This window comes from Phycisphaerae bacterium (assembly GCA_024102815.1).
In the GTDB taxonomy this organism is placed as follows: domain Bacteria; phylum Planctomycetota; class Phycisphaerae; order UBA1845; family UBA1845; genus JAGFJJ01.
This window is the reverse complement of the sequence record JAGFJJ010000046.1, coordinates 1-26,696: the sequence shown is the minus strand read 5'-3', so window position 1 is coordinate 26,696 and position 26,696 is coordinate 1. Positions and strand designations below refer to the sequence as shown.

General features: G+C 62.7%; 21 protein-coding genes. 16 read left to right on the top strand and 5 right to left on the bottom strand.

All coding sequences use genetic code 11. The annotated features are described in order from the left end of the window. Positions 1-176 precede the first annotated feature (176 nt). The 5 genes from J5J06_10340 to J5J06_10320 all read left to right on the top strand — a co-directional run bounded on the left by J5J06_10340 (position 177) and on the right by J5J06_10320 (position 5,263). Entirely contained in the window at positions 177-710 is a 534-nt protein-coding gene (locus J5J06_10340) for an NUDIX hydrolase (GenBank protein MCO6437475.1), read from the top strand. 53 nt (positions 711-763) lie between these two features. Beyond that, positions 764-1,678 carry a rhomboid family intramembrane serine protease gene (locus J5J06_10335; GenBank protein MCO6437474.1) on the top strand — a complete coding sequence of 305 codons (915 nt, stop codon included), beginning with the start codon at positions 764-766 and terminating at the stop codon, positions 1,676-1,678. A gap of 113 nt (positions 1,679-1,791) precedes the next feature. After that, a complete protein-coding gene (locus J5J06_10330; GenBank protein ID MCO6437473.1) occupies positions 1,792-2,883 on the top strand; it encodes a site-2 protease family protein in 1,092 nt (363 codons plus the stop codon). A 37-nt stretch (positions 2,884-2,920) separates the two neighbouring features. After that, positions 2,921-4,327, top strand: a complete 1,407-nt coding sequence (gene thrC, locus J5J06_10325) for a threonine synthase (GenBank protein MCO6437472.1) — start codon at positions 2,921-2,923, stop codon at positions 4,325-4,327. Positions 4,328-4,483: 156 nt separating this feature from the next. Next, a complete protein-coding gene (locus tag J5J06_10320; protein ID MCO6437471.1) occupies positions 4,484-5,263 on the top strand; it encodes a 4-hydroxy-tetrahydrodipicolinate reductase in 780 nt (259 codons plus the stop codon). A 30-nt stretch (positions 5,264-5,293) separates the two neighbouring features. Here J5J06_10320 and J5J06_10315 read toward each other — a convergent pair whose 3' ends face one another. After that, positions 5,294-6,661, bottom strand: a complete 1,368-nt coding sequence (locus J5J06_10315; GenBank protein ID MCO6437470.1) for a dipeptidase — start codon at positions 6,659-6,661, stop codon at positions 5,294-5,296. Between the two features lie 212 nt (positions 6,662-6,873). Here J5J06_10315 and J5J06_10310 point away from each other — a divergent pair, with 212 nt between their 5' ends. The 5 genes from J5J06_10310 (at position 6,874) to J5J06_10290 (ending at position 13,182) form a co-directional block, all read left to right on the top strand. Continuing rightward, positions 6,874-7,908 (top strand): hypothetical protein, encoded by a 1,035-nt coding sequence (locus J5J06_10310; protein ID MCO6437469.1) that lies wholly within the window; start codon positions 6,874-6,876, stop codon positions 7,906-7,908. A gap of 62 nt (positions 7,909-7,970) precedes the next feature. Then, a complete protein-coding gene (gene waaF, locus J5J06_10305; GenBank protein MCO6437468.1) occupies positions 7,971-9,083 on the top strand; it encodes a lipopolysaccharide heptosyltransferase II in 1,113 nt (370 codons plus the stop codon). Next, the gene (locus J5J06_10300; protein ID MCO6437467.1) at positions 9,080-9,970 is read left to right on the top strand and encodes a hypothetical protein; all 891 of its coding nucleotides are present in this window, start codon (positions 9,080-9,082) and stop codon (positions 9,968-9,970) included. Before waaF ends, J5J06_10300 begins: the two co-directional genes overlap by 4 nt. Continuing rightward, positions 9,967-11,223, top strand: coding sequence for a glycosyltransferase family 4 protein (locus J5J06_10295; protein MCO6437466.1), 1,257 nt, complete (start codon positions 9,967-9,969; stop codon positions 11,221-11,223). Before J5J06_10300 ends, J5J06_10295 begins: the two co-directional genes overlap by 4 nt. A 279-nt stretch (positions 11,224-11,502) precedes the next feature. Beyond that, entirely contained in the window at positions 11,503-13,182 is a 1,680-nt protein-coding gene (locus J5J06_10290) for a response regulator (protein MCO6437465.1), read from the top strand. A gap of 11 nt (positions 13,183-13,193) precedes the next feature. Here J5J06_10290 and J5J06_10285 read toward each other — a convergent pair whose 3' ends face one another. Further along, on the bottom strand, positions 13,194-14,198 hold the full coding sequence (locus J5J06_10285; GenBank protein MCO6437464.1) for a hypothetical protein: 1,005 nt from the start codon (positions 14,196-14,198) through the stop codon (positions 13,194-13,196). After that, entirely contained in the window at positions 14,191-15,555 is a 1,365-nt protein-coding gene (locus J5J06_10280) for an excinuclease ABC subunit UvrC (protein MCO6437463.1), read from the bottom strand. The genes J5J06_10285 and J5J06_10280 overlap by 8 nt, the downstream gene beginning before the upstream one ends. A gap of 163 nt (positions 15,556-15,718) precedes the next feature. Between J5J06_10280 and J5J06_10275 the strand changes: the two genes are divergently transcribed. After that, positions 15,719-16,516 (top strand): hypothetical protein, encoded by a 798-nt coding sequence (locus J5J06_10275; protein MCO6437462.1) that lies wholly within the window; start codon positions 15,719-15,721, stop codon positions 16,514-16,516. Between the two features lie 27 nt (positions 16,517-16,543). Here the strand turns inward: J5J06_10275 and J5J06_10270 are convergent, their stop codons facing one another. Then, the gene (locus J5J06_10270; GenBank protein ID MCO6437461.1) at positions 16,544-17,164 is read right to left on the bottom strand and encodes a PEP-CTERM sorting domain-containing protein; all 621 of its coding nucleotides are present in this window, start codon (positions 17,162-17,164) and stop codon (positions 16,544-16,546) included. A gap of 690 nt (positions 17,165-17,854) precedes the next feature. On the opposite strand from J5J06_10270, the gene J5J06_10265 reads away from it, so the two are divergent. The 4 genes from J5J06_10265 (at position 17,855) to pyrB (ending at position 24,591) form a co-directional block, all read left to right on the top strand. Continuing rightward, the gene (locus J5J06_10265) at positions 17,855-21,793 is read left to right on the top strand and encodes a hypothetical protein (GenBank protein MCO6437460.1); all 3,939 of its coding nucleotides are present in this window, start codon (positions 17,855-17,857) and stop codon (positions 21,791-21,793) included. A 222-nt stretch (positions 21,794-22,015) separates the two neighbouring features. Beyond that, entirely contained in the window at positions 22,016-22,630 is a 615-nt protein-coding gene (locus tag J5J06_10260) for a sigma-70 family RNA polymerase sigma factor (protein MCO6437459.1), read from the top strand. A gap of 1 nt (position 22,631) precedes the next feature. Further along, complete coding sequence (locus tag J5J06_10255; GenBank protein MCO6437458.1) at positions 22,632-23,363, top strand: hypothetical protein; 732 nt, start codon at positions 22,632-22,634, stop codon at positions 23,361-23,363. 124 nt (positions 23,364-23,487) lie between these two features. After that, the gene (gene pyrB / locus J5J06_10250; protein MCO6437457.1) at positions 23,488-24,591 is read left to right on the top strand and encodes an aspartate carbamoyltransferase; all 1,104 of its coding nucleotides are present in this window, start codon (positions 23,488-23,490) and stop codon (positions 24,589-24,591) included. A 254-nt stretch (positions 24,592-24,845) separates the two neighbouring features. On the opposite strand, the gene J5J06_10245 is transcribed toward pyrB, so the two are convergent. After that, a complete protein-coding gene (locus J5J06_10245) occupies positions 24,846-25,244 on the bottom strand; it encodes a hypothetical protein (GenBank protein MCO6437456.1) in 399 nt (132 codons plus the stop codon). Between the two features lie 1,099 nt (positions 25,245-26,343). Between J5J06_10245 and J5J06_10240 the strand changes: the two genes are divergently transcribed. Then, the coding region (locus J5J06_10240) for a hypothetical protein (GenBank protein ID MCO6437455.1) at positions 26,344-26,696 on the top strand (353 nt) is incomplete at its 3' end.

Genomic DNA, 26,696 nt, shown 5'->3' with positions numbered 1-26,696 from the left:
GCGCCGCCGGCTTGCCGAGAGAATCGCGGCATTGGGACGCACGAGCGCAAATGCCGCCTTGCGGCGATCTCAGGTCCGATTCATCGCCGTTCAAGCAGATCATCGCAAATTGCTCACCGAATGCGGCGGACCTATAATGCCCGCAACTCACGCATGTCCGTCGCCACGGGCCGATCATGACCACTTTGCTATCCACGAAGCTCTTTTCCGTCGAACGAAGAATATATCGGCGATCGTCCGGGGTGGACGAGTCCGTCACCCGGGAAGTGATCGTGCATCCTGGCGCCGTGGTGATACTTCCCGTGCTCGATGACGGACGGATCGTCATGATCCGCAATCACCGTTTCGCGGTCGAACAGGAGCTGGTCGAACTGCCGGCCGGGACCCGGGAACCGGGCGAGCCGCCCGAAACGACCGCGCGTCGAGAGCTTCGCGAGGAGACCGGATACGAGGCCGCGCGAATTGAACCCCTTGCGTCGTTTTTCACCTCGCCCGGGATTCTAACCGAGCGGATGCACGGCTATTTGGCGACGGGTCTGCGGCATGTCGGCCAGGCGCTGGAGGACACGGAGCAGATCCGCGTGGACATCATGGACGCGCTTCGGGTTCGTCACATGGTGGAAACAGGGGAGATTATCGACGGGAAGTCGCTCACCATGCTGGGGATATACTTCCTTCGTCAAGGGAGCGGCAAAGGCTGCGCTGACTGACCGGCCGTCGGAGCCGTTCGGCGGCGGGGCGGTGAATCTGGGAACGCATCGGCATGTCCTGGCAGGATCGACCATACGCGCATGAAGAATCGGCCTACGGCGGCATGGGCTGGGGCCGAAGCGGTGGCACGCGCAGCGGCTGGCTCTGGGGTGGCAGCATTGTTACCACACTCATCGCCATCAACGTGGCGATCTTCCTGATCGGCATGCTCTTCAAGCCGATCGGCGAGGCGTTCTATCAGATCGGCGCTATGCAGGCGGCGGCCGTGCTCCACGGTCAGGTCTGGCGACTCATCACCGCTCAGTACCTCCATGCCAACGTCATGCACATCTTCTTCAACATGCTGGCCCTGTATTTTTTCGGCCGGGTGTTGGAAACACGCTGGTCGCCGACGAAGTTCTTCGTGCTCTACACGGTTTCCGGGCTGGTCGGGAATATCCTTTACACCATCCTGCTCGGCTTGATCCTGACCGACTACGCTTCGATTCCGGCCGTAGGAGCCTCGGGCTGCATCTTTGGTCTGCTCGGCATGGTGGCGACCCTGTACCCGGGCATGATGATCATCATCTATTTCGTGCCCATGCGTGTGCGGACGGCCGCGGCCCTGTTCGGTGGACTGGCGGTTCTCAGCATTCTCAGCAAGGGGCAGAACTGGCCCGGAGAACTCTGCCACCTGAGCGGGCTCGTGTTTGGCATCTGGTGGGCATGGCACGGTGAGAACTGGTGGTCGTCGCGTCCGCGCGGCGTGCGGCGGTCGCTGGGGGGAACGCCGCCGTCGAAGGCCAAACGGTTTCAGCAGCTTGTTGAAGAGCGCCGCGCCGATGCGGAGTTGATCGACGACATCCTCCGCAAGATCAACAACCACGGCCTCCAGAGCCTGACCGATCGCGAGCGCCGCGCCCTCCAGCAAGCCACGGAGCGCCAGCAGCGGCGGGAGGCGGAGCTCGGACGGGTGGATCGGCTATAATCGGCCGGTCGGGGTACAGTGACCTGCCATTTGATGAACCCCCGCACCATTAGGGGGGAGAACTCAGTAGAAGCCCGCCGAAGGGCACGGCGGTTTTGGGGGCGTCATCGGTCATGTACGGAAATGATCGGCCTTGGGACAATCCGCTCAACTGGTCGATCCGCGCCGGGCGCCTGTTCGGCATCGTCATTCGCGTCCACGTCGTCTTCATCCTGTGCGCCATCATCCTCGTCTGGATGGAAGTGCGGACGGAGGACGGATTCGACTGGTCGGTCCAGAACCTGATCCGGGCGCTGGGCACCTACGCGATCCTCTTCGGCATCGTACTGCTGCACGAATTCGGCCACTGCTTCGGCGCCCGATACGTCAAGGGAACGGCCGACGAGATTCTCATCTGGCCGCTGGGTGGCTTGGCCTATGTGCGCCCGCCGCAAACGCCCGCGGCGCACATGATCACGACCCTGGCGGGTCCGCTCGTAAACGTCGCGATCTGCGCGATCTGCTCCGGTGCCCTCGTTTTCTGGATGGGGTCGTTCGGTGCGGTTCCCTGGAACCCGTTGCATCCCTTCGAACCGGTAGACGGCAGCCTCTTCCCGACCACCGGCCAGGTCTGGCTGCTCCGCGTCTACGGGTTGAGCTACTTCCTATTGCTCGTCAATTTGCTGCCGATTTTTCCCTTCGACGGCGGCCGCGTGCTCCAGGCCTGGCTGTGGAGCAGGAAAGGCTTCGTCCGCTCGATGGAGATTGCTACAACCACAGGAATGATCGGGGCCGTTCTCGTGGGAATCTTCGGACTCTTCGTCCAGGCAAGTTGGCTGGTGTTGATGATTGCCATTTTCGGCTATCTGACCTGCTGGCAGACGCGGCGCCTGCTGAAAGAACAAGGCAAGATCGCGCTCGACGGTTATGAGAGCGAATACGCCGGAAGTCCCTACGGCGAAGAGTACGGCGGATTCGGGGTAAGTCACCCCTACGAGACCCAGGAGCCCGAGCGACGACCTTCGTGGTGGCAACGGCGCAAGCAACGCAGGACGGCGCGCAAGGTGCGGCGAGAGCGCGAACGCGTGATTGCCCACGAGCAGGCCGTGGAAGACATCCTCAAGAAAGTCTCGCTGGAGGGCATTTCTTCGCTGACGTCCCGGGAACGGTCGGTCCTCCAGCGCGAGACGGAACGAAAACGCGCCGCCGGTCCGCCGGAATTGTAGCCCGGGTCGCGCCTTGCACAGTCCTGCACCCGGCGCGATGATACCGTCCGTGAATCATCCATCTTACCAACAATGCGTGATGCCGGGCTGCGGAGCGACCTACGACCTCGGCGAGGTCCTTTTCAAGTGCCGGGCGTGTGGCTCACTGCTCGATGTGCGCTACGACTGGTCGCGATGCGTCGTGCCGGGATCCCTCTCGTTCTTCGACGAGCGACGCGCGACATTGGGCAAAACCGACGCCGAGAAGCGTCTGGACCAATCCGGCGTGTGGCGCTTTCGCGAGCTGATTCCCTTCGCCGCCATCAACGACCTGGTGACCATCGGCGAAGGACGCACGACCTTGCAGCCCGCCGATCAGCTTGCCGCGCACCTGGGCATGCGCGCCGGGCGACTGCACCTTCAGTACGAGGGCTTTAACCCCAGCGGCAGCTTCAAGGACAACGGCATGGCCGCAGCGTTCACCATGGCCCGCTGCCTGAATCGCCGGCGAATCTCCTGCGCCTCAACCGGCAATACCAGCGCATCGCTGGCCATGTTTGCCGCCCACACCCGCACGCGCGACGGAGATCCGATGCAGGCCATCGTGTTCGTGGGCGGGGGAAAGATCGCCTTCGGCAAGCTCTCCCAGGCCTTGGATTACGGCTCGCTCACTATTCAAGTCTCGGGCGATTTCGACGCGTGCATGCGTCTGGTACAGGAATCCGCCGAGCGCCTGAATCTGTACTTGATGAATTCGGTCAACCCCTTCCGGCTCGAAGGGCAGAAGGCCATCATGTATCGCGTGCTGGAGGGTCTGGGCTGGGAGCCGCCCGACTGGATCATCGTGCCCGGTGGCAACCTGGGTAATAGCAGTGCCTTCGGCAAGGCGTATATCGAGCTGAAAGAGCTGGGGCTGGTCAAGCGCGTGCCGCGACTGGCCATTATCAACGCTGCCGGTGCCAATACGCTATTCGAGCTGTACAACGAGCACGGCCTGCGTTTCCGCGGCGGCGATGTCGACGTGGAGAAGGTAAAGTCCTATTTCGCGGATTACGATGGGACGGGACGCTCCGCCAGGACGGTCGCCAGTGCGATCGAAATCGGCCGTCCCGTGAATCTCATCAAGGCGCTGCGCAGCCTGGAAGCCATGGACGGCGTGGTGCGGCAGGTTCCGGACGAGGCGATCGAGGACGGCAAGGCGCTGGTGGGGCGGTACGGCTATGGTTGCGAGCCGGCCAGCGGGGCGTCGGTGGCGGGGTTGAAGGTGCTGCTGGAAGAGCAGTTGATTTCCCCGGACGATCGCGTCGTTTGCATCCTCACCGGGCACGGGCTCAAGGACCCCAACGTGACGGTGAATTACCACTCGCAGGAGCGGGCGGACGTCCAAGGCCGGCGTTTCGCCAATCCTCCCGTTTCGGCGCCGGACGATCTCGAGGCCATCGTGCGGCTGCTGGGAGACGCCTGATCGTGGCGCACCGTTCCGAAATTTCGTGGGGCATGCGAATCGCATATCCTACGTGACTGGCGTTCATTATTTTCCACCTATAATTTGCCATTTGAGGCGTGTGTGATCGCGTGCCACTGCGCTCGAGCAGTGCACGCATTGGATCGGGAACCGCGTATGTTCCGATTAGCCCTGGCCGGCGCAACAGGACGAATGGGGCGGTGCGTGCTCGACGTGCTGCCCCGCGATGAGCGCTTCGCCCTCGCGGCCGCGCTGGTCGCCCCGGATGATCCCCAACTTGGCAAGACCATCCACTCGGGAAGTGCCGAGCTCAAGCTGACCGATCGGTTGGACGTTCCCTGCGACGTGCTGCTGGATTTCTCCGTCGCCTCGGGAACGATGGCCTGGCTGGAGGTGTGCCGTTCGCGCGGTATTCCCATGGTCATCGGCGCCACCGGGCACGACGCGGATCAACTCGCCCGCATCCACGACGCCGCCCGCGAGGTTCCCATCGTCCACGCAGTCAATTGCAGCGCCGGTGTGAACGCCGTTATGGCCTTGATTTCCGAAGCGGCCCGGCTCCTTGGCGATGCCTACGACATCGAGATCATCGAGGCCCACCACCGCCACAAAGTCGACGCCCCCAGCGGGACCGCCCTGATGCTGCTCGATGCGTTGCTCCGACAGCGCGGCGGCTCGCGCGAAGGCGACGCCATCTTCGGGCGGGAAGGGCAGACCGGGCAGCGACCGTCCGGGCAGATCGGCGTGCATGCTGCGCGCATGGGCGACCTGATCGGCCGGCACGAAATCCACTTCGGCGGCAACGGCGAAACGGTGACGATTGCCCACCAGGTCCAATCGCGGGAGACGTTCGCCCTTGGTGCCCTCCGCGCCGCGGCCTGGGTCGTCAATCGCCCGCCGGGAATGTACACCATGCGCGAGGTGCTAGGAGATTAGGAACCGATCTCGGTAGCAGGGAGCCCAGCGTTACTTCATCTCCCCCATCAACTGCATTAAGTGAGCCGACGTCTTGATCCCCCGGATGAAGTCCTCCACGGCCAGGAACTCGTTCGGTCCGTGGGCGTTGCAGTCCGGAACGCAGAAGCCCGGCATGAGCGACTCCGCCCCCAGCACCTGCTTGAACAGCGGCAAAATGGGAAGCGTCCCGCCCTCGCGGATGAACACGGGCTTCTTCCCGAACCCCCGCTCCACGGCCGTTTCCACCGCCTTCATTCCCGGCGAGTCCAGCGGGCACATGTACGCCCCGGCCGAGGCGTGGTGCTTGATCTCCAGCCGGACACCCTTCGGGGTGAGCTTGCGGACCACGTCGTCGAAGGCCCTGCCGATTTTCTCCGGGTCCTGGTTGGGGACGATGCGCATGGACACCTTGGCCATGACCCGCGCGGGGATGACCGTCGATGATCCCTCACCGATGAATCCGCCGAGTAATCCGTTCACGTCCAGCGTCGGGCGGGCCCAGCGCCGCTCGATGGTCGAATACCCCGCCTCGCCGTCGAGTTCCGGCACGCCGATCGTCTCGGCGTACTTGCGCTCGTCGAAGGGCAGGGCTTTCATCCGCTTGCGCTCCTCGTCAGTGGGCTCGCGGACGTCGTCGTAGAAGCCGGGGATGGTCACGCGGTTCTTCGCATCACGCAGGGCGGCGATGATCGCCGCCAGCGCGTTGCCGGGATTGACCAGCGTGCCGCCGTACGAGCCGCTGTGCAAGTTCTGCTTCGGCCCGGTGAGCACGATCTCCTTGTAGATCAGGCCTTTGGTGCCGTAGGTGATGGCCGGGATGTCCTCGTTGAACTTCGGCGTATCCGACAGGGCGACATAATCGCAGGCCAGCCGGTCCTTCTGATCACGGATCAGCGGGGCGAGGTTGGGCGAGCCGATCTCCTCCTCGCCCTCGACCAGAAACTTGACCCGCCCCGGAATCTTCTTGGCCACCTTCATCCACGCCTGCGCCGCGAACATGTGGGCGAGAATCTGCCCCTTGTCGTCGGCCGAGCCGCGGGCGTAGAGCTTGCCGTCACGAACCGTGGGCTCGAACGCCGGCGAGTGCCACAGGGATTCATCGCCGGTCGGCTGTACGTCATAGTGGCCGTAGATGAGCATCGTCTTGCCGCCGCCGGAGCCGTTGTCGGCGAGCACGGCCGCATGTCCCTTGGTGGCAACGATCTCGGCCTTGAGCCCGGCGCCCTCGAACACCTTCCGGGTCCACTCGGCGCCTTCCTTCATGGCGCCTCGGGCCTCGGGATCGGTGGAGACGCTCGGGATGCGCAGGTAGTCGTTGAGCATGTCGAGGAAGCGCTGGCGGTTCTCGTCGATGTAGGCAATTACTTTGTCGATCATGATGCTCTCCTGGCGAGCCGCAGGCTTTAGCCTGCGCGGTCTTCCGGGGAGGAATCCGCGCACGACTAACACCTTCCTGCGGGAAACGTCCCTTGTACAGCCTCGTGGGCGGGGCGTCCACCAGTCGCGTGGCGAACCGGGAATGGCGCGAATTCAGGACCAGTGATTGATTGCGCGGGTCGCCCGGGTTATCAATTTCGTGGAGGTGCGTCTTGGCAAACGAGTCCCCCCCAGCCCGAGGCACCGATTCTGCGTCATCCACATCTGCTCCCGACTGGAACATCGTTCCCTTCGACGTCGGCTGCGCCCGCTGCGGGCATGACCTGCGCGGGCTGAGCGAGCCGATTTGCCCCGCCTGTGGACTCACCTTCGACTGGGCCGAAGCCGTGCCCATCGAGCGCCTGACCTGCGCCCGCTGCGGCTACCACCTCTACGGCTTGGAGGACCCACGCTGCCCGGAGTGCGGCACGGCGTTCACATGGGAGGAGGCGCTTCTCGATTGCCGCCGCCGAGCAAAACCGCTTTTCGAGTATTGGTGGCGTGAACGCCCAATTCGATCCGCGGCGGCGACGCTGTGGTGGTCGATGCGGCCATGGCATCTTTGGAAGCGCATGGACTTGCATGATCCACCCAGGGTCGGTCCTCTCTTGGGGTTGTGCGCTTTCGCCGCATTAGCGTTTTTCATTACGCCATATGTCGCCTGTGTGCTGGGTCGCATTGCGATGCCCGTCATGCTGGGTGCTGGATTCTCGTATCATGGGTTTGGACTTGGACCTTGGGGCGAGCACTTTCTCGATGGGCCATGGCTGTACTGGCCGATCCTGGTGGGAGCATACTTGACATGGATGTTTGGAATTCTCCTGGCCACTTCCATATTGGCAATTTCGATGAGACGATATCGGATGAAACAATCCCACGTCCTTCGGATTTGCACGTACCTCGCACTTCCTGTGTCAATCGTCCCGGCCGCGTTTTGCGCCATGTTATTCCCTTTGGATCTCATGTTGGCTGCGATGTTTTCAGGGTGGGTTAACGGCGAGGCAATCTGGAGCGCTCTTCTCGCCGTCGCCGTCGGGAGTGTCCTTATCGTTCCGATTGTTTTCGCTTTCCGCTCCATCGGTTTGGCGTATCGACACTACGCGCGCATGCCGCACGCCTGGGGTTTGGCACTTGCTTCGCAAGCGATTAGCGCGCTGACTGTTGCGAACTTCGTCCTGATCATCTACGTCCTTTGTATCCACGTGTGAAGTCGTGCCGCGAAGCGAGCTCGATCATTGGCTGTGCTCAGCACAACCCTTACAATCCCCCCATGCCCACCGTACTTGTCCGCCGCGCCCTCAAACCGCGGTCCATCCTTGTCGTCTTGCCCACCTGGGTCGGCGACTTCGTCATGGCCACGCCCACGCTGCGCGCCCTGCGGACCCGCTTCCCCGACGCGCGGATCACCTTCGTCGCCGAGCCCAACCTCCGCGACCTGATCCGCGGCGGAGATTGGATGAACGACGTCGCCCTCTGGCCGGAAAAGCATCGCCGCAAGCCGTGGCACCGCGAGTACCGTTCCCTCGTCGCCCACCTTCGCAAACAGCGCTTCGACTGGGCCGTCCTGCTGCCCAATTCCGCGCGGTCGGCCCTGCTGGCCTTTCTTGCAGGAGCCAAGCGGCGCATCGGCTACAACCGTGACGGACGGGGCCTGCTGCTAACCGATCGTCTGCCCGTTAAGAACTACGCCCAAGGCCGCTACGCACCGCTGCCCTTGGTCGAATACTACGCCGACCTTGCCGAGGCGCTGCTTTGTGATCGCCCTGGCGACAACCTCGAGCTTTTCACCACCCCCGACGCGGAGCAGACCGTACAGGCGCGCCTGAAGGAATTGGGCATCGCCGACCGACATCCACTGGTGATCCTCGGACCGGGAGCCAAATTCGGTGCATCGAAGTGCTGGCTTCCGGATCGCTACGCCGCCGTGGCCGACCGTCTGGTGGCGGAACGCGGCGCGGCCGTGGTCGTCACCTGCGGCCCCGGCGAGGAGCCCATCGCCCGTCAGATCGGCGCGGCCATGCGCGAACGCGGATTCGTTTGCGATGCCCCGCGCTTTTCCCTGGGCGAAATGAAATCGCTCGTCCGTCGTGCCGATTTGTTGATCTGCAATGACGCAGGCCTGCGACATTTTGCCAAGGCCTTCGATGTCCCCGTCGTGACCGTGTTCGGTCCCACCCATCCAGAGTGGACGGCGACCAGTTACGCCGACGAGCGGATTGTCCGGATCGACGTGGACTGCGGCCCGTGCCAGCAACGCGTTTGTCCTTTAGGTCATCTCAAGTGCATGGAGGGCGTCACGGTGGACATGGTCTTCGGCGCCGCCTGCGATTTGATCGACCTGCGTCACGGAGTTGGAGCAGTTTCGGCGGAGCGTCAGCGTTGAGCGCCGAATTGCCAGCGGATTTCTCGATTGTGGAAATCGGCGGCGTTCTCGTCGCCTCCGACTATGTCGAGACGCTGACGTCCGCCGGCCTGAATTGCGCCGACGCGTTCTTTGGTGCCATCGAAGGGCAGGCCCTGAACAAGCCGGGCTTGGATTCATGGAGGCAAAGGCTGCGGCTGCAACTCGATCACAGCGGCCGGCAGGTTGATTTCTTCCTCAAGCGATTCTTCGATCCGCCATTCCGTGCTTTGCGAGAAGTGCGGCGCTCGGGTAGCGGGGCGCGATCCGTGGCCGGGGTAGAGTGGTGCTGGATGCAGCAGCTCAGCAGCGCGGGAATCGCATGCCCGAAGCCCGTGGCGCTGGTCGAGCAGTTTATGGACGGGCGCGAGTCGCGAAGCGCCGTTCTAATGCGCACTGTTCCCGGGCAGTCCCTCGAGCGCTGGGCGCAGCGATGGGTCGATTCCGGTGTCGAGTACTTGATCAGGCGGATGCTCATTGAGCGCACGGCTGATTTCATCGCCCGACTCCACGATTGCGGGTTCGTTCATCGGGACTTGTATCTGTCGCATATCTTCTGGAACGATGACAATGCGGGAGAGGGCGATCTCTGGCTGATTGACCTTCAACGGCTGTTTCGGACGCGCTGGCGGCGGCGCCGATGGATCATCAAGGATCTGGCCTCGCTCGATTTCTCGACGCCCCCGGCGTTGATCTCGCGGACCGATCGGATCCGCTGGTTGAAACGCTACCTGGACGTGCCTAAGCTGGACCGTTTCGCCAGGCGGCTGGCCCGCGCCGTCGCCGCCAAGGGCAAGCGAATCGCCGCACGCGACGCGCGACGACGCCGGCGCCTGGAGGCACCCGATCCGGAGGGCTCGCCGCCTTGAGGGGCGATGCCGAGGGGGAGCATCATCCACTGAACATGAAAGTTGCGCTGATCATCGAGTGGCTGGACGCATGGCGGGGCGGCGCTGAAACGTCCACGATGCAGTTCCTGAACCATGTCCTCGCCGCCGGGGTCGAAGTGCACGTGTTCACGCGCAGCCGTCCGTCCCCCACGCGCCAGCTTCACGTCCACACGATCAGCGGAGCGGCGATGTCGCGCCTTCGGCGTAGTATGACGTTCGCCCATCGCGCGGCGGCGGCCGTACGCCGCGAGCACTTCGATGTGATTCACGCCGTCTCGCCGTGCTTCGTGGCCGACATCTACGAGCCACGAGGCGGCACTGTTGCGGAAACTGTCGAGCGCAATCTGGCCCTGTTGCGCTCGGACATCACGCGGAATCTCAAGCGCCTGGGCAATCGACTCAATCTGAAGCAGCAACACCATCTGGCGGTGGAGCGACAACTCCTCGTGAACGGCGACGCGCGTCCGATTGTCGTGGCGCTTTCGCACTACGTCGCCGAACAGCTCCGGCGACACTATTCATTTCCCCCGGAGCGAATTCGCCTGATTCGCAACGGCGTCGACCCCGACACCTCGTCAGAAGAAGAACGCGCCGCCGATCGGCGCGAAATCCGCGGCGAGCTGGGAATCGACGATGATCATCTGCTTGTCCTTCTGATCGCTCACAATTTCCGGCTCAAGGGTCTGGAGCGCTGGCTTGAAGCACTTTCCCTGCTCGTGCGGGAAGGAACAACCGACGTACGGACGGCCGTTGTCGGCAAGGGGGAATCAGCGAAGTGGTACCGCACGGCCGCGCGCCTCAATATTGCGCCTTTCGTTACATTTACCGGACCTTCCGATCGCGTCCGCCGATTTCAACACGCTGCCGATGTCCTGGTGCACCCAACGTACTACGATCCGTGCAGCCGCGTGGTGATGGAGGCCCTTTCGACCGGCCCGGCCATCGTCACGACGCGATGGGACGGGGCCTCGGAATTGCTCACCGACGGCGTGAGCGGATTCGTCCTGGACGAGCCGGAAGATGTGCGGGGGCTCGCCGATCGCGTGCGGAGCCTGCGAAATCCCGAATTACGCCTGCAATTCCGGTCGCAGGCCCGTCAGGTGGTGCCGCAGGCGGACATGCAGCACCACGCCGCGGAGATGCTCGCACTCTATGAAGAATGGGTAAAGAACGGCGGGATGCGCAATTTCGGCCTGGATTCCACTCCCTCATCCGGACTGCTCGTGCGTTAGCATTGATGGCGGGGAGAATCGCAGAAAAGGTCGGTTTTTATCCTCCTCTGCCGCAGTACACGCATCTCCAACCTCAATTCGATAACGGAATCTGCCTCAGACCACTGCAGATGCATTGAAGTGTGCGTGTCATCGCGGTCGAAATACGGATAGGGCCGATCAATACATTCGACGCTTGAGATTTCGCCGCGCCCGGGTACTGGAATCGGCGGGTTGCTTCCGGCTACAATATCGTCGGTGGGATAGCTGCTTCATTTGTTCGTTCGTAGTGGCAGGTGCATGAACAGCGACATGCCCGGCACGTTTCGAATTATGCTGGTTGGGCAGCCGGAGATCGGGCCCGAGTTTCAGCGCTGGCTCGACACCGCCAGCGTCACGAGTGTGAACTCGTGGCCCGACGCGGTGACGAGCCTGGCGAACGCCCCCTGCGACCTCATCATCATCCCTCGCGATCTCCTCCCGAAACTCGACAACGTCCCCGAATCGAAGAATGCCGCGCCGTCGCGCATTCCGGATCGCGTTGCCGTGGCGGTCGCCCATCGTGGCGGCGCATTCACCCAATCGAACCGTGCATTCGAGATGCTCCCGGCAACGGTGCGGGAAGCGGTGGCCAAGCACTGTGTTCAGGTGCTCGGAGGCGGCGACGCGGATTCGGAAAAACACGCGACTGAAGATGCCCGCCAGCCGTTGGCGGTGGAAGGAGCCGGTTCCTATCAACTGGCCGTAACCCGCGTCTTTGTCGATCCCACGCGCCCGGCGCAGGCCGTCGTCATGCTCGCCGAGGACGCCGCCGATACCGGAATGCAGGACGCGATCCACGCCATCGATCGCGCCGGCCGGGAACTGCTCAATCTCGATCCTGAACAGGTCGGCTCGATGAGCATGGAGGATCGCCTCGAATTGCTGGAGCAGAAGAGCCTGGGATGTGTTCGCGATCTGTTGCACTTCGACAATTTCGAGATTCGCGTCCTGGACCGCTCCTCGGGCCGGCTGAACCTCGTGCTGTCATTCGGCGTTCCGGCTGATGCCGCGTCCGACGCGGTTGCGGTGGGGCGCGAAGGCCAGGGCATCTGTGGCTACGTCGCGTCCACGCATCGCAGCTACCTTTGCCGGGATACGCAGCGCGATTCCCGCTATCGGCGTGGTATCGACGACGCCCGCTCCTCGCTCACCGTGCCCCTCATGCTTCAGGACCGCATGGTCGGCGTCGCCAATTTCGAGAGCACGCGCGTCGGGGCATTCAACGACAACGACCGCACCCTGGCGGAGATCTTCGGTCGATACGTGGCCCTGGCGCTGAACCTGCTCGACCTGCTCGTCACCGAGCGGACGACCATGGCCGCCCAGATCGGGCAGAACCTCCTTTCCGAGGTAACCGGCCCGCTCAATGACATGCTGACGGAAATCGAAAACCTCGTGGAGGACTACATCGGCCACGACGATCTCCGCCACCGTATGCGCACCCTCTCGGAAAACGCCGTGAAAGTGCGCGATACGTTGCGAACCATCCTCTCGCAGCGTCCCCACGTCGGCGGGGTCCACGCCGCCCGACCCGACCGCGTGGACGATCTGCTCGCCGGCAAGCGCATTCTCGTGGCCGACGACGAAGACATCATCCGCGAGACGGTTCGCGATGTGCTCACCGGCTACGGGTGCGAGGTCCACGCCGCGGCCGACGGGGCGACGGCCATCGGGCTCCTCTCTCAGCAGAGCTTCGACCTGGTCCTGACCGACGTCCGCATGCCCCGCAAGAACGGCTACGAGGTCTTCGCTGCCGCCAAGGAAATCAACCCCCACCTTCCCGTGATCCTCACCACCGGCTTCGGCTACGACCCCAACCATTCCATCGTCCGCGCCCGGCGCGAGGGCCTGTCGGCCGTCCTCTTCAAACCCTTCAAGGTCGACCAGCTCATGGAAGAAGTCCGCGCCGCCCTGAAGCTGCCCGTGCCCTCGAACTGATTCGACTGCCTCTAGGTCAATTCCACCAATCGATCGCGTTCCGGCGGCGGAACCGGACTCAGCCACGCGCGGAGGAGGAAGTCAGCTTCACGTTCGGTGAGGTGAGTCTCTTCTTGGCCTCCTGAAAACACGACCAATGCCCACCAGGCGCGGTTGGGGATCTTATGGACAAGCAGGACGCCGTCCTCTCTTCGGACGTACTGCATCTCCCATCCGGAACGGAATGGCCGGGCCTTGCGAATCACCACTCCGCCGGGAACGGCCAGCCATTGTCGCCCTCCGGAGTACGCACCTCCGGCCGACCGGAGGATCGGGGCACAGGCAATTGCGACGAAAATCGCAACCATCGGCAAGCTCCACGCCCCCCTGTAGAGCATGTACGCGGAGAGCAAAAGGAAATACGCCATGCCGGCCCAACTCCCCCACCCGCCCATCAGGCGAGTAAGTCGCCTGGGCCATTCCAAACCGCTCTTTGATTCATCTCCCTGAGTGCTCTGAAACGACGGAGCGCTCTCGTCCAGTGGCTGTGGCTCAAAAGGCTCTGCGATCGGCTTGAACGATGCCGGCATCGGTTTTCGGAAGCTGCGAACCGAAAAACCTCCGCCGCGAATCCTGAGGATCGCATTAAGAACAGACTTGGCGGGATACGTCGAGTTGGTCATGTCCACGAAACGCGCGTGGCGATGCAGCAGCTCCTCCAGGCCAATGTCGGGATCGGCCTTGAGCCCCTGCGTAATGCCCCTCGACGAAACCTCTCGTGAGAACGCCAAGATAGCCACGCCCGCCATCAGCAGCAGAGCAATAACGGCAATCGCCGCGAAGGGTCCCATGCCGCTGCTTGAGTCCATAGGGACGACCACCCAGCAGGTGAGAGCGACGATGGGAACGGCGGCGACCACGAACCAGAACTCCGCCGATCGCGGATTCATCCTGAGCCTCGGCGTCAGGTCCACCTCCGTGACCTTGCCCCTGACCAACCGATCGCCCGCCGAGTACTCGCACGGTTCGTCACTCACCGGCACGTTTCCTCTTCCGACCTCTCCGCCCCTTCCTCCCGTCCTCCTCCAGCGTCCGCTTCTTCCGCAGCGTGTGGTGGTAGTGCTGGGCGAAGCGGTGGGCCTCGTCGCGCATGTGCTGGAGCAGACGCAAGGCCGGGTCGTTCCGCGGCAGGCGGAGCGGCCCCGACCGGGCCTGCACGAACACTTCCTCCTCACGCTTGGCCAGGGAGATGACCATCGGCGGGCGGACCATGTGCACCTCCGGATCGCCGCCGTCCATCGAGGCGAACGCCTCCATCCCCGCGTGCAACTGCCCCAGCCCGCCGTCGATGAGAATCACGTCGGGATAAAGCTCCTCGCCCCCCGCCGCGTAGCGGTACCTCCGGCGGATGACCTCCCGGATCGCGGCGTAGTCGTCCACGCCCTCAACCGTCTTGATTCGAAACCGCCGATACCCGGACTTGAAAGGCCGGCCGTCGATGAAGCAGATCAATGAGCCCACCGTCTCCGATCCCTGCAAGTGGGCGATGTCGATGCACTCCATGCTCCGCGGCGGAGCCTCCAGCCCCAGCAAATCCGCCAGCTTCTCCAGCCCGTGCCGCGGATCGATGTAGAAGACCTCCGGCTGAACGTCCTCGTCCACGTCGCCGGCCAGCTCCAGTCCCTTGAACGCCCGGATGCGATCGCGGAGCCGCGCCGCTTCCTCGAAGCGCAGCTCCTCCGACGCCGCCTGCATCTCCTTCTCCATCTGCCGCATGACCACGCTCCGCTTGCTGGCCAGGAACTTCTTGAAGCGGTCGATATCCTTGCGGTAGTCCTCCCGGCTGATGAGCGCCGCGCATGGCGCCGTGCACTGGTTGATCGCGTGCAGCAGGCACGGCCGGAAAAATCGCCGCGTCTCGTCGCCTTCCTCAATCTCCAGCTCGCAGGTGCGGAATTTGAAGACCTTCTGCAGCGCGTTGACCGCGTCGCGGATGGCCGAGGGCGTGGTGAAGGGCCCATAGAGCTTGCTGCCCTTCAGGCGTGGCGTTCGCGTGACGTACACGGCCGGGAAGTCATCCTTCGTGGTGATCTCCAGATAGGGGAAGGTCTTGTCATCCTTGAGCTGCGCGTTGTGCGGCGGCTGGATGTCCTTGATCAGCCGCGCTTCCTTGAGCAGGGCGTCGACTTCGCTCTCGCACTCGACCACGTCGATGTCCGCGACGCTGGCGACCATCCGGCAGATGTCGGGTCCGCGGGAGGCGAGCAGGTCGGCCCCGGGCTGGAAGTAGCTGGACACGCGCGAACGCAAGTCCTTGGCCTTGCCGACGTACAGCACCCGCCCCTCGGCGTCCTTCATCAGGTACACGCCGGGCGACTTGGGCAGCGATGCAATCCGCTCGCGAAGGTGTTCCAGACGCGGGTCGGTCATAGGCATGGTATTATAGGCGAATGCATGAATTCGGAATGATGAATGCAGAACACGCGATACAAGACGACCCTCGGTGGGATAGGCAAGTGCGGCGGCAGGCTCGCTGTACTGAATGAGGAGAACGACGGTGGAGAAAAGGGAAAATCGACTCGGCGAAACAGTGGTGCAGCCGGTTCGGGCGCGGCGATTGATGGTGTACTTGAACAGGCCTGCCGTGCTTGGAGTGATACTGGTGGTGGTTGCGGTTGCGGCTTTGAATTTGGGGCTGCGGGCGTTCGGGCAGACGGAGCCCAAGCCGCTCGCCCCTACGAAAGAGGTCCGCGCCCAACGATTTGTGCTCGTGGATGAGAAGGATCAAACGCAGGCGTCGCTCATGCGCGGCGACGACGGCCGGCCCGCCTTGGTGCTCTGGAATGGAGACGGGACAGCTTCCGCGACCGTCGAAATCGACCAGGGTGGAAAGCCGCGAATTACGCTCTCGAACGGCGACGCCGACGTAAGCATGGGCTTCATGGACCCCGGCAGTCCCGTCTTTGTCATGCGCGACGCGAAGGGCAAGCGGCGGGTCGTGGTGGTGGCAGGGCGCGAACGGCGGACGCTCATCAACCTTTACGACGACGAACAGCGCGAGCGACTATCAGTCGGACTGACGGAGAAAGGACAACCGATCGCCAGCGCCAAGGACGAAGAAGGCAATCTCCGAGCGACGTTTGTGCAGGACGAAACGGGTGTCGGATTGGATTTGACCGCTGAGAACGGCCGGGGCAGCATCAGTCTCAATGTCGATCCCAAGGGCCAATGCGACATCGGCATCGTTCACGGCGAAGGGGAAATGGGCGTCGTCATGCAGGCCGACGCGGAGGGACGCGGCAACGTCATGATCTTTGCGGACAAGAAGCCCGTCTGGCAGGCAATGAAGCGATGAATCTGGTTGGCAGAAGGTCGCCTGGCCTCAGCGTGCCCGTTGGCGACGACGTCCCGCCAGCAGCGCCCCACCGACGACCAGCAGCGCCAGCGTCGCCGGCTCCGGAACGGCCGTGATGTTGTCGATGGCCAGTTCCTGCCCGCCGATGAGCAGGTAGTCGACCGGCCCGTCGAGTGTCACGTGCCCGGCACTCACCGAAGCGGTGATCCCCGGCGAGACATTGGCCGGGATGTCCGCCATGGAGGAGAGCTCGTAAATCGTTCCCCCGTTGACGGCGATGTTGTTCATCCCGCCGAACTCGAGGTAATCGAACGTGACCTGCGTCACGTCGAAGGGCAGCGCCGTGAAGTCAAACATCACGCTGATGTTGTTGAGTTGCAGCGCCCGCCCGCCGAACTGATCCGCGTACAACCCGCCGATCCGCGCGTCGAAGAATCCGACAAACGAGCCGAAGTGAAACGACTCGACCGACATCGTGATCCCCGCCTGCGAAAGAACGGGCTCGCCCGGCACGTCACCGACGGGACTTCCATAAAGCATGCCGTCCGGAACGGTCTCGAAGTCGATCGTTTGAGCGGTCGTGGATCCGGCGAATGAGAACAATGCGGCCAGTACGGATGCCGCTACAAGAAGTCCCCGCATGTTCATCGCCGTTTCTCCGGCGCGCATTCGCCGCGTCGTGGATTGGACTCTCGACGCGTTGGGCAAGGGCCCGGCGCAATTCAATGCTGCTGCATGATCTGCTGTTTCGGTGATAGATCCCCTCAAGCGATCGCCTATCCCCCCAAACTCGCCGCCCGAATCTCTCCGTAGATCGTGCAGATGACCGAGTATATCCGACCTGAACGCGGCGTTCAATTCTGAAGCGTTATCTTCCTGATCCGCATTTCGGACCGCCTTGCGCCGGGGCCCGGCGATTACAGTAGATTTTCACAGTGCCCCGTTCATGCTTCATTTCCGTTCATTGGCGCCGCTGGGCGAGATTCGACGGATGCCTTTCGCCCTTTTCGGACCTCGCGATAAGGCTGGAATCGACAGTTTGTGTAGCCTATGCTTGGGACAAGAGTGGCGTTCGGGGGGGCACTCTGCCAATCGCCTCGAGTGTTGTTCCCCGTTCGCAGCTGTGTTATATTGTCGCTGGGTTATCGGCCGCACGGGTCAGCCGCGTCATCTCCTTGATCTCGTGTGGATATGGGGCGAGGGAGCACATTTCGCGGGGGACTCGTGGTCGCTGCGCCGCGATTCTTCGAACTTTTTGATTGCGAACAACCGCTGAGGACATGTAGGGCCTAGTTGGATTCGCGTACGGGCGTCGTATTGACCCAGGGAGAGGAACGGATGCGTAGGTCAGGGTTCGGGGCTGCCATCGGGATCAGTTCGCTCGTCTTGCTCGCCAGCCAGGCGAGTGCGCTGGTTAATCTGGAACTTCGTCCAAGCACGCAGAATGCCGTGTCGGGCGAAAAGGTGATCTTCGTCGAGCTGTATGCCGTGGCGACGCCGCCCGAGTTTTTCGGGCGTGTGGATGTCGTGCTCCAGTGGGATGCAGCGAGACTGGAGCTGGTCGGGCACGACGACACGGGCGCTTTCGCCTGGAGCTTTTCGGGCTTTCCCAGCAACGTGCTCAATGCGAGCCTGACCGACGGCGACGCGTCGTATCAGGCCAATGTGGGCATCCCCTGCGGCAACCCCCGTCCGGAAGCGATCCTCGCCGGTGCGCTCATCACGCGGCTTAAGTTCCGTTCGCTTGGACAGCTCGGCGCGGCCACCGTGCAGATTCGCCCCAGCCTGAGCGGCGTCTCCACGCAGGTTCTTTCGCACCTCACGGTCTTCGGATGCGGAGGTGTTCCCGTCACCGGTACAATCGGCACGCCCGTTTCCGTCTCGATCGATCCTTGCTTCTCAGAAGCCGAATGTGACGACGGCGATGCCTGCACGACCGATACCTGCTCGTTGACCGGCGATTGTCAGTACACCGATACGTTCATCCTGGGCGAGGAGTGCTGCGATCCGGTTAGCGGGAACATCGTGACAATCAGCGATGGGAACGACTGCACCAGCGATCAATGCAACGCGTTCACGGGCCAGGTCACGCACCAGAACCTGACCGGAACAACGTGTGGCGACGCCACGCAGAACGACTGCACGAACCCCGACACCTGCCTCAGCGGTGTCTGCATTCCCAATAACGTGCCGGACGGCGCATTCTGCACGGCCAACTTCGGCTGCGTGGACAACGGCATGTGCTCCAGCGGAAACTGCACCGGCGGCACACCGGTTGCGCAGGGCACGCCTTGTGACGACGAAATGAATTGCACGAATCCGGGAATCAGCGATACATGCAACGCGGCGGGTCAGTGCACCGGGGCCAATCCCTGCAGCGGAAACACCCCGTTCTGCTTTGAAGATGCCCTGCCGCCCGGATACGTCTGCGGCGAGTGCACCAGCGATGGCCAGTGCCCGCCCAGTGTGGGATGCCGGATCAACAACTGCAGCCCGATCAGCCACATCTGCACGTTTATCACCGACAACGGCGCCTGCGACGACGGCATGTTCTGCAACGGCATCGAGACGTGCGAAGCCGCCACCGGAAACTGCAATCCGGGGCCGGGAAATCCCTGCGCCCTCCAGGGCCTGGGCTGCAACGAATCCACCGACAGTTGTGTCGAGTGCTTCAGCACGGCCGACTGCGACAACACGGATCTCTGCAATCCGCAGATCTGCGTGCTCGGGCAATGCGTCCCGGACACGCCGGTTTTCTGCGCACAGGATCCGGTGAACGAGCCTTGTCGCATCAGCGAATGCAACCCCGCGGTCGGTGTTTGTGAGTTCGTGCTCCCCACCAACGTATCCTGCGACGCCGACGATCCCTGTCCCCAGGGATATTCCTGCACGGATCCCGGCGGCGGAACCTGCTTCAAATCCGCCGGCTGTTCGGATGGAACGGGTTGCACGACCGGCGATTTCTGCTGCGTTCCCGGCGGAGAAGTGGCCGGAATCTGCGGCACCGGAACCGGCGGCGTTGCCTACGGCGAGTGCGTGGGGTTCCCCCCGACCCAGGTCGGGTACGCCAACATGCATCTCGTGAACCCCTCCAACGGTGGTGCGACCATCGGCCCCGTCCTGGTCGGACAGGCCGTGGATGTGCGTTTCGAGGTACGCACCGCGCAGACAACGGAAAAAGAGGTTCAAGTCGTGGAGGCGACGCTGGAGTGGAATCCGGTCAAGCTCGGCCCGCCGGTGACCGCCACCGACCCGTGCAACAACGGCTCCAGCGACAACGGCTGCATCTGTGCCGGCTCGCTTTGCCTGGATGTTCCCTGCACAATCTGCCTGGGCGAGTACGACTGGTTCAGCTCGGGTTTCCTCAGCAACTTCGACCCCGACAATCTGAACGCCACTTTCCTTGACGGAGACGCGCACTACGAGGCCATTATCGAGCCGGGCCAGAGCGAGGTTCCGGGCATTCGCAACACCAACCCGTTGAAAGTCACGACCTTCCGCTTCTTCGCGCAGAAAGCGACCACGGTGACGGGAACCAAGGTCAACTTCAATCTCTGCAAGGGGAATATTGGTACACGGTCGCGTGTGATAATAGCCGGGGCGGATGACATCCAGACCGGCACGTTCAGTCCCGCCACCGTTCTCATTCAGTGTCAGAACGATTCCCAATGCGACGATGGCAACAGCTGCACCGTCGATGACTGCCCGCGGAAGTGCACCGTGCGCACCACGCAGGACTGCAACGTCAACGGCGACTGCGGCAAGATCTGCAGCGTCACCAACCAGCCGTGCACGTTTGATACGGATTGCCCCGGAGCGGAAACCTGCACGCGTCAGGACACCTGCGGACCGGCGGTCTATTGCACGAATAGCCCCGTGGCCAACGGTACGGCATGCGGCAATCCGACGCCGACCGGTCCGTGCGATCTGGCCGACTGGTGCCAGGCGGGCGTGTGCAATTCCCACCCGGCCGCAAACGGGACCACGTGCAACGACGGTCTTTTCTGCACGGAAAACACGACCTGCACGGACGGTACGTGCGGCGGCGGCACGCCCAACAACTGTGCGGATGCCTTCAGTTGCACCGTCGATCAGTGCGACGAGGCCACCGATAGCTGTCTGCACCTGCCGAGCAATGCCCTCTGCAACGACAATCAATTCTGCAACGGTATCGAGACGTGCAATCCGCCGACGGGTAATCCGACGACGGGATGCGTTGCGGGCAATCCTCCGAATTGCTCCAGCGACGGCATCGCCTGCACCGAAATGGACTTCTGCAACGAGACATTGGACCGTTGCGATGGAATCCCGAACAATAACCTCTGCCCGGGCGGTGAGCTCTGCATTTCCGGCGTGGGTTGCTCGGTTTCCTGCGACCCGCCGCTGGCCTACCCGCTGGGTGGCAAGTACATCGCCGTCTACCCGCAGCCGGAAGGTTCGCAGACGCCGACATCGCTGCTGGTCAGCTCGCCCACGTGGACCTGCCTGAACAGCAACCCCGAGGGCGGACTCTATGTCGGCGAGCCGATCCCCAAGATCGGATTCGCCCCCGGCTGGGATTTTGACGGCAACGGGTCCATCGACGGCAACCGGGCGAATCTCGTGGACGATCCCGGCCAGGCCGGTGTGCTCTCTTCCGAGGCCTGGGGCGCCTACGCCTGTGACGTTGGCGGCGTGGCTTGGGCACCGCCGTGCGATGCTTCGCACCCCTGCCCGGGCGGTGCGGCCTGCCTGCCCATCAAGCGCTGTATGAACCTGAAGTCGACGTGTTCGACGGCGAGTCCGTGCACCGTTTCTCTGACGGCGTGCAACAATGACGGAGACTGCCCGGCCGGGGAAACATGCCACGGCGGCCTGGTCGTGGTGACCGATGAGGACATTGCGCCGAGCAACTGGTCGACACCGCGCGGAAGCTGGAACGGGATGATTGTCGAGCCTTCCGTGTATGAGGTCCAAAGCGATTGCGGCGCCGTTACTTCACCGGCGAGCGTCACGATGCGGCCGTGGGGCGATCTGGACGGCAATACCTTGGTCTCCGGAATCGACCTGTCGCTGGCCGTCCAGGGATTCCAGGTTCGGTATCACCTGCCTCCGTTGAACCCCGGTTTCATCGGGCCGGACACCATAATTCCTGTCGTGGACATTACCAGCGCGGGGTTCTGCACCCCGGAATGGACGGTCAACGGTACGGACATCCTTCGTCTCGTGAAGATCTTCCAGCAGGAGACCTATCAGCAAGGCGCAGGCATCGTTGGCTGCAGCCTGCCGTGTCCGTAGTCTGCGGCTCGCGGCAAGCGCTGGGTTCCGCATAGGAGTCCGGGCCTGTGCAAACAAGCAAAATGGCGGCGGTGGGGCGAAATGCCTCATCGCCGCCTTTTTTCTGGCCGGAACCGCAGTGCCCGTTCCTGCGGTCGTTATTCTGTCCCGGACTCGAACATTCCGATCCTCGGCCATAACATCGTTGGCGTCCGAACGTCTTAGCTTCCGATGACCCAGGCCATGGCGACGACCGGGGGAGATTTCAACGCGCTGCCGATGGAGGCGACTGCGCATGATCCGCGCGCCCGCGCGTGGCTGGAAAAGCTCATGCGCCGGGACGGCCCCGGCATTCTTCGGCTTCTCTGGCGGATGCTGCAAGTCGAGCAGGACGTGATGGACGCCTACCAGGATTGCTTCTGCAAGCTTGCCCAGCGGGGTCGCTTCAATGATCTGCACAGTGCCCGGGCCTACGCCTACCGGACCGCGGCCAATATCGCCGTAGAGATGATACGGACGCGGATGCGGCATCGGCGCCATTGGCCCGCCCTGGCTGAAGCACGCCGGGAAGCGGCACGGCACGAATCCGGGCGTGACAATGGTGCATCGGCCGGCGAGTCGGAGCCGTCGGCCGATTCCCAGGCACCCCATGCGGCACTGTGGAATGCCCTGGCGCGACTGCCCGCGCACCTGCGCAACGTCGTCGTGCTGCGGGACCTGAATCAACTTTCGTACGCGGAGGTAGGAAAAATCCTGATGATCGCACCGGCCACCGCGCGGGTGTACCGCCGCCACGCGGTGGTTCGCCTTGCCGAGTTCATGAAGGAGGAGGAGCGCGACGACGCGCCTCGAGACTGAGATGTCCACGAATCCGGAATGTTCCAAACGCTTGTGGGTGCTCACCGCACTCTCCGATGACGATGTCCTGGATGCCGGCGCGCCGCTGCCACGAGGTCTGAGCCTGCACCTTGCCCAGTGTTCAAGCTGCCGGGAGTTGGCGGAAGACCTGCAATCGGTCGGGAGGGGCCTGCGCGAAATGGGTCGATCGCAAATGCCCGCCGGCCTTCAGGAGCGCGCTGTGGCTCAGGCCCGAACCGCATTGATGGACGGCGCCAGGCCGACAGGGCGTGTCGATCTGGACGCGCTGGAAGACGATCCCGCCCCCGATTCGGTGCCGTCGGCTCCCATCGCGTGGCCGCATTGGGCGGCATGCGCCGCTGCGGCGATGGTCCTGCTGACGGTTGGTTCCGTGGCATGGTGGGCGGCGAGCGGTCCCGGCCCGAAAGACGAAGGGGTTTACCGATCCGCTCGATCGACCGTCGACAGCAGTGTCGCACGTCCATCGCGGACGGAGTCTGCGGCGCCGGATGAGGCGCCGTCGCTTGCGGATCTCGAAGAGAGCGGCATGGCCCACGTGGAAAGCGTGGCCCCAGCGCGGGACGCCAATCAGGCGACCGTTGCACAGCAACGCCCCCGGCCCGGCGGCGTCGATCCCGCGGAAGCCCTGGAGCGTCTGCTCGATACGCAGACCGAGTGCGTGCCTCGCGCCATGTATCTTTCTCGTCCGATGTGTGAGCCGCCGCCGAAGTAGTCGGCGTTGACAAATCCGCGCTTCTCGGGTCTACTGGCTCTGGTTCCCCCGAACCACATCGAGCAACAGAGTTCCCCAGACCGCATTCGGCTGCGCGAATCGCCCAGCCCCCGAGAGATCGACCATGGCCGAAGTAGAGACCCCGAAATCGCCGCGCTCGGATACCGCCCGCCGTGTGCTTGCTCTGAACCGCAACGAAAAGGCCTTCCACGTGGTGCTGGCTCAACAATTCGAGCGCAGCGCCATCGAGCAGCTCTGCCGCCTCTCGGACATGATCCGCACCGTGGCCAACTCCCGGCAGGGGACGCAGTTTCTCATCACGCTGATGAGCCATCGCCGGGCGATGCTCTATTTCATTCAGCCCTCGACGCGCACGTTCCTTTCGTTCACCGCGGCCTGCCAGGTGCTGGGCATGCCGTACAACTCGGTGCGGGACCGCTCGACCTCGTCGGAGGTCAAGGGCGAATCGGAAGAGGACACGATCCGGGTGCTCAGCCAGTACTTCGACATGATCATCATGCGGCACCCGGCCGAGGGCTTCGCCGAGCACGTCGCCAACATGCTCAACGACATGCCCCGGACCATCCCGGTGATCAACGGCGGCTCGGGCCGGGATCAGCACCCCACGCAGGCGCTGCTCGACATCTACACGCTTCTGCGCAGCTTTGAGGACTCGCGGAGCCTGCCCATCGAGCGGCGCTACCTGCGGAACCCGCTGGCGGGGAAGACGGTGGCGTTCGTGGGCGATCTGAAGCGCGGCCGGACGGTGCGCTCGCTGACGTACCTGCTCTGCCGCTATCCCGGCGTGCGCCTGCTGTTCATCTCTCCGCCGGAACTCCAGATCGGCGAGGACATTCTGGATTACATCAGCCGCAACGGGATCGACTACGAGATCGGCGACGATCTTCCCTCGCGGATTCGGGACATCGACGCGGTGTACATGACGCGTTTGCAGGACGAGTACGACGTGGCCGGGGAGTCCAAGTCGATTGATTACTACAAGTTCGCGCTCACGGCCGACATGGCCCCGACGTTCAAGCCGTCGCTGGCCATTCTGCACCCGCTTCCGCGGCGCAACGAGCTGGACCAGAAGCTGGACTCCGCCCCGCAGGCCAAGTACTGGGACCAGGTCCGCAACGGGATGTGGATGCGGGCAGCGCTGATCGCCTCGATCTTCAACGTGGACGTGGCCATCCGCGACCACTATCACGCGTATTACGCGGATTAGGAGGACGGGGGCGTTCCCCATTGAGCATTTCTCCTGTTGGGTCGAAAGACGCATCGGATTCGATCATTCCGAAGGAATGCCGGCCGACCGCGGCTGGCGCGTCGCTCCTCCATAGGTAATAACGCGCTTGGGCGCGCGCTCGTTAACGGGATTTTAGTGAGCGCCCCGTAATGTGGCGCTGGTTACTTAGTTGAACGCTCGATTGAAAATAGCAGCGATAATGTTGTTATGCGCTTTACGCTTTGATAGCGTATTCAGTGGCGCATGCTGTTTGTGCTAAAATCGCGCGCGGGTAGGAGGGGGCGGATGGGTTGGCCGGGTTGGTTACGGGAGCCGATTCGAGGCGGGCGGATTCGTTGGTCTGGGGAGGAATGGTGCGTCAGGGGACGCACCCTACGAAGCTCCGGGCAGGTGACGCGGGCGTCCCTGCCCGCTTTACCGATGGCGGCCCGCTCCCGTCGGCTGCGCTCACCCTGGTGGATGTAGAGGTCACCCTTGCCCGCGGCCCGCATCATGACGTGCTCGTCGATGTACTGCGTCCCGTGGATGAACTGGCGGTCCATGTCGTCGCTGCCGTCGCGGATCTCCACGATCTTCCATCCTTCATAATAATACACTTCCGTGGCGTCGAGGTCACCCCGATGGTCGACCACTTTCTTGATCTGCCGGCCTCGCGCTCGTCACCTGTATAACTGGCGTCCCACATTCTGGACAACAAACGGATAGCGTGTGCTGAACAAGGTAGCCGCAATTCTCGCATTTACCCTGGCAACGTCGGCGATAAGTAATTACCAATATAAGTCCTCGCCAACCCGCTAGAACAGTTGCAAGGCTTGCTATCAGAATCCATAGTCTGAATCTCGGCCAAGTTGCCCTCAATAGTCCATCGCGAATCTCGTCTTGTCTCGCTTTGTACGTTTCATATCCGTCGATTTGACTCCATGTAGGCGGCTGTCGCACAAACTTAACCAGCGGTACCGTCTGAATCCACAGTTCGCCTCGGAGTAGAGTGATGATGACCCAACTGCTACCGCCATTAATTCCTATCGACGGAAGCCGAGAATAGCTGGCGAGCGTGATCGGTAACAATGGAAGAAATAGGTATGCCGCTCGCCGGGACAATCGTTTGTGAATAGAAGTCTGCAATAGAATCTACCTCACAACTATAGGTCTGATGTATTGTATAATCACACACACTGCGCAATTTCAGGAATAATTCACCACACGCCCCTCCTTTGGGGGGCGTAACTGCGAACTACTTTGGTTTGGTCCTCGTTACCGGCCAGCGGGTTTTGCGGGGTGTGAGCACACTTCGGGCCACTCGCGCCAGGTATTAAGGAAACTCTCGCCACAAGTGGGACTCCCAATCGGCTCGCAAGGCAGTTGGCAATGCCCCACAATGGTGCAACCAGGCCTATTGTTGATTGAGCAAAAGAAATCAACATTGCGACGTTGGCCGGGTGACTCACAATTATAGCACCTATCCGTGTATTCCCAACCTATCTGCATTTGTCCGTCGATTGGACTCACGCAGGCAATGAAAGGCGTCGAAGACAATCGTTCGCATGGCCGAGAATGGTAAGTACAGTCAGTAGGCGCCACCTCTTGCTCACCCATGTATGTTGTACCTGTAGGGCAACTGCATTCTGAGGGGAGAAGCCCAAGCGGATCAAGATGAATGGATGGGTTTGATCGATGATAGAGATAAGGATGTATTGTCCCTGCTGAGACGTCGTACAGCCGCTTGAGTACATGATGTATGCCAATAAGATCCTTCTGCAAGAAGAGGAAACACGGAGGACTGAAGACTCGGACTCGGTTTTGGTAAAGATCGACGCCTGTATCAGCCACCAACCCTTGATGCCCCATCACCTGCCCGACGCCGGAGTGCGCCATTCCCGCCTTTTTCGCCACGCCTTGCATCAGAGTATCAAATGCTGTCGCGTCGTCGTTATCATAGTCCCCATCGAAGTCGAGGTCGAGGATTCGGCATTCGGCGGAGGGCGTGCCGGTGCAGGTAACGCCCACGGTACCCTTGTCGGTGGCGTCCACGTCGCCGTCGGCGTCGCGGTCGCCCCAGGAGGTGGACTGGTTGACGGTGAGTG

Excerpts from the sequence above, each read along its gene's own strand:
- J5J06_10265 (MCO6437460.1), top strand. The coding sequence starts at position 17,855 with ATGCGTAGGTCAGGGTTCGGGGCTGCCATCGGGATCAGTTCGCTCGTC.
- pyrB (MCO6437457.1), top strand. The coding sequence starts at position 23,488 with ATGGCCGAAGTAGAGACCCCGAAATCGCCGCGCTCGGATACCGCCCGC.
- J5J06_10255 (MCO6437458.1), top strand. The coding sequence starts at position 22,632 with ATGTCCACGAATCCGGAATGTTCCAAACGCTTGTGGGTGCTCACCGCA.
- J5J06_10315 (MCO6437470.1), bottom strand. The coding sequence starts at position 6,661 with ATGATCGACAAAGTAATTGCCTACATCGACGAGAACCGCCAGCGCTTC.
- J5J06_10260 (MCO6437459.1), top strand. The coding sequence starts at position 22,016 with ATGGCGACGACCGGGGGAGATTTCAACGCGCTGCCGATGGAGGCGACT.
- J5J06_10340 (MCO6437475.1), top strand. The coding sequence starts at position 177 with ATGACCACTTTGCTATCCACGAAGCTCTTTTCCGTCGAACGAAGAATA.
- J5J06_10290 (MCO6437465.1), top strand. The coding sequence starts at position 11,503 with ATGAACAGCGACATGCCCGGCACGTTTCGAATTATGCTGGTTGGGCAG.
- J5J06_10330 (MCO6437473.1), top strand. The coding sequence starts at position 1,792 with ATGTACGGAAATGATCGGCCTTGGGACAATCCGCTCAACTGGTCGATC.
- J5J06_10270 (MCO6437461.1), bottom strand. The coding sequence starts at position 17,164 with ATGAACATGCGGGGACTTCTTGTAGCGGCATCCGTACTGGCCGCATTG.
- J5J06_10320 (MCO6437471.1), top strand. The coding sequence starts at position 4,484 with ATGTTCCGATTAGCCCTGGCCGGCGCAACAGGACGAATGGGGCGGTGC.
- J5J06_10335 (MCO6437474.1), top strand. The coding sequence starts at position 764 with ATGTCCTGGCAGGATCGACCATACGCGCATGAAGAATCGGCCTACGGC.
- thrC (MCO6437472.1), top strand. The coding sequence starts at position 2,921 with ATGATACCGTCCGTGAATCATCCATCTTACCAACAATGCGTGATGCCG.
- waaF (MCO6437468.1), top strand. The coding sequence starts at position 7,971 with ATGCCCACCGTACTTGTCCGCCGCGCCCTCAAACCGCGGTCCATCCTT.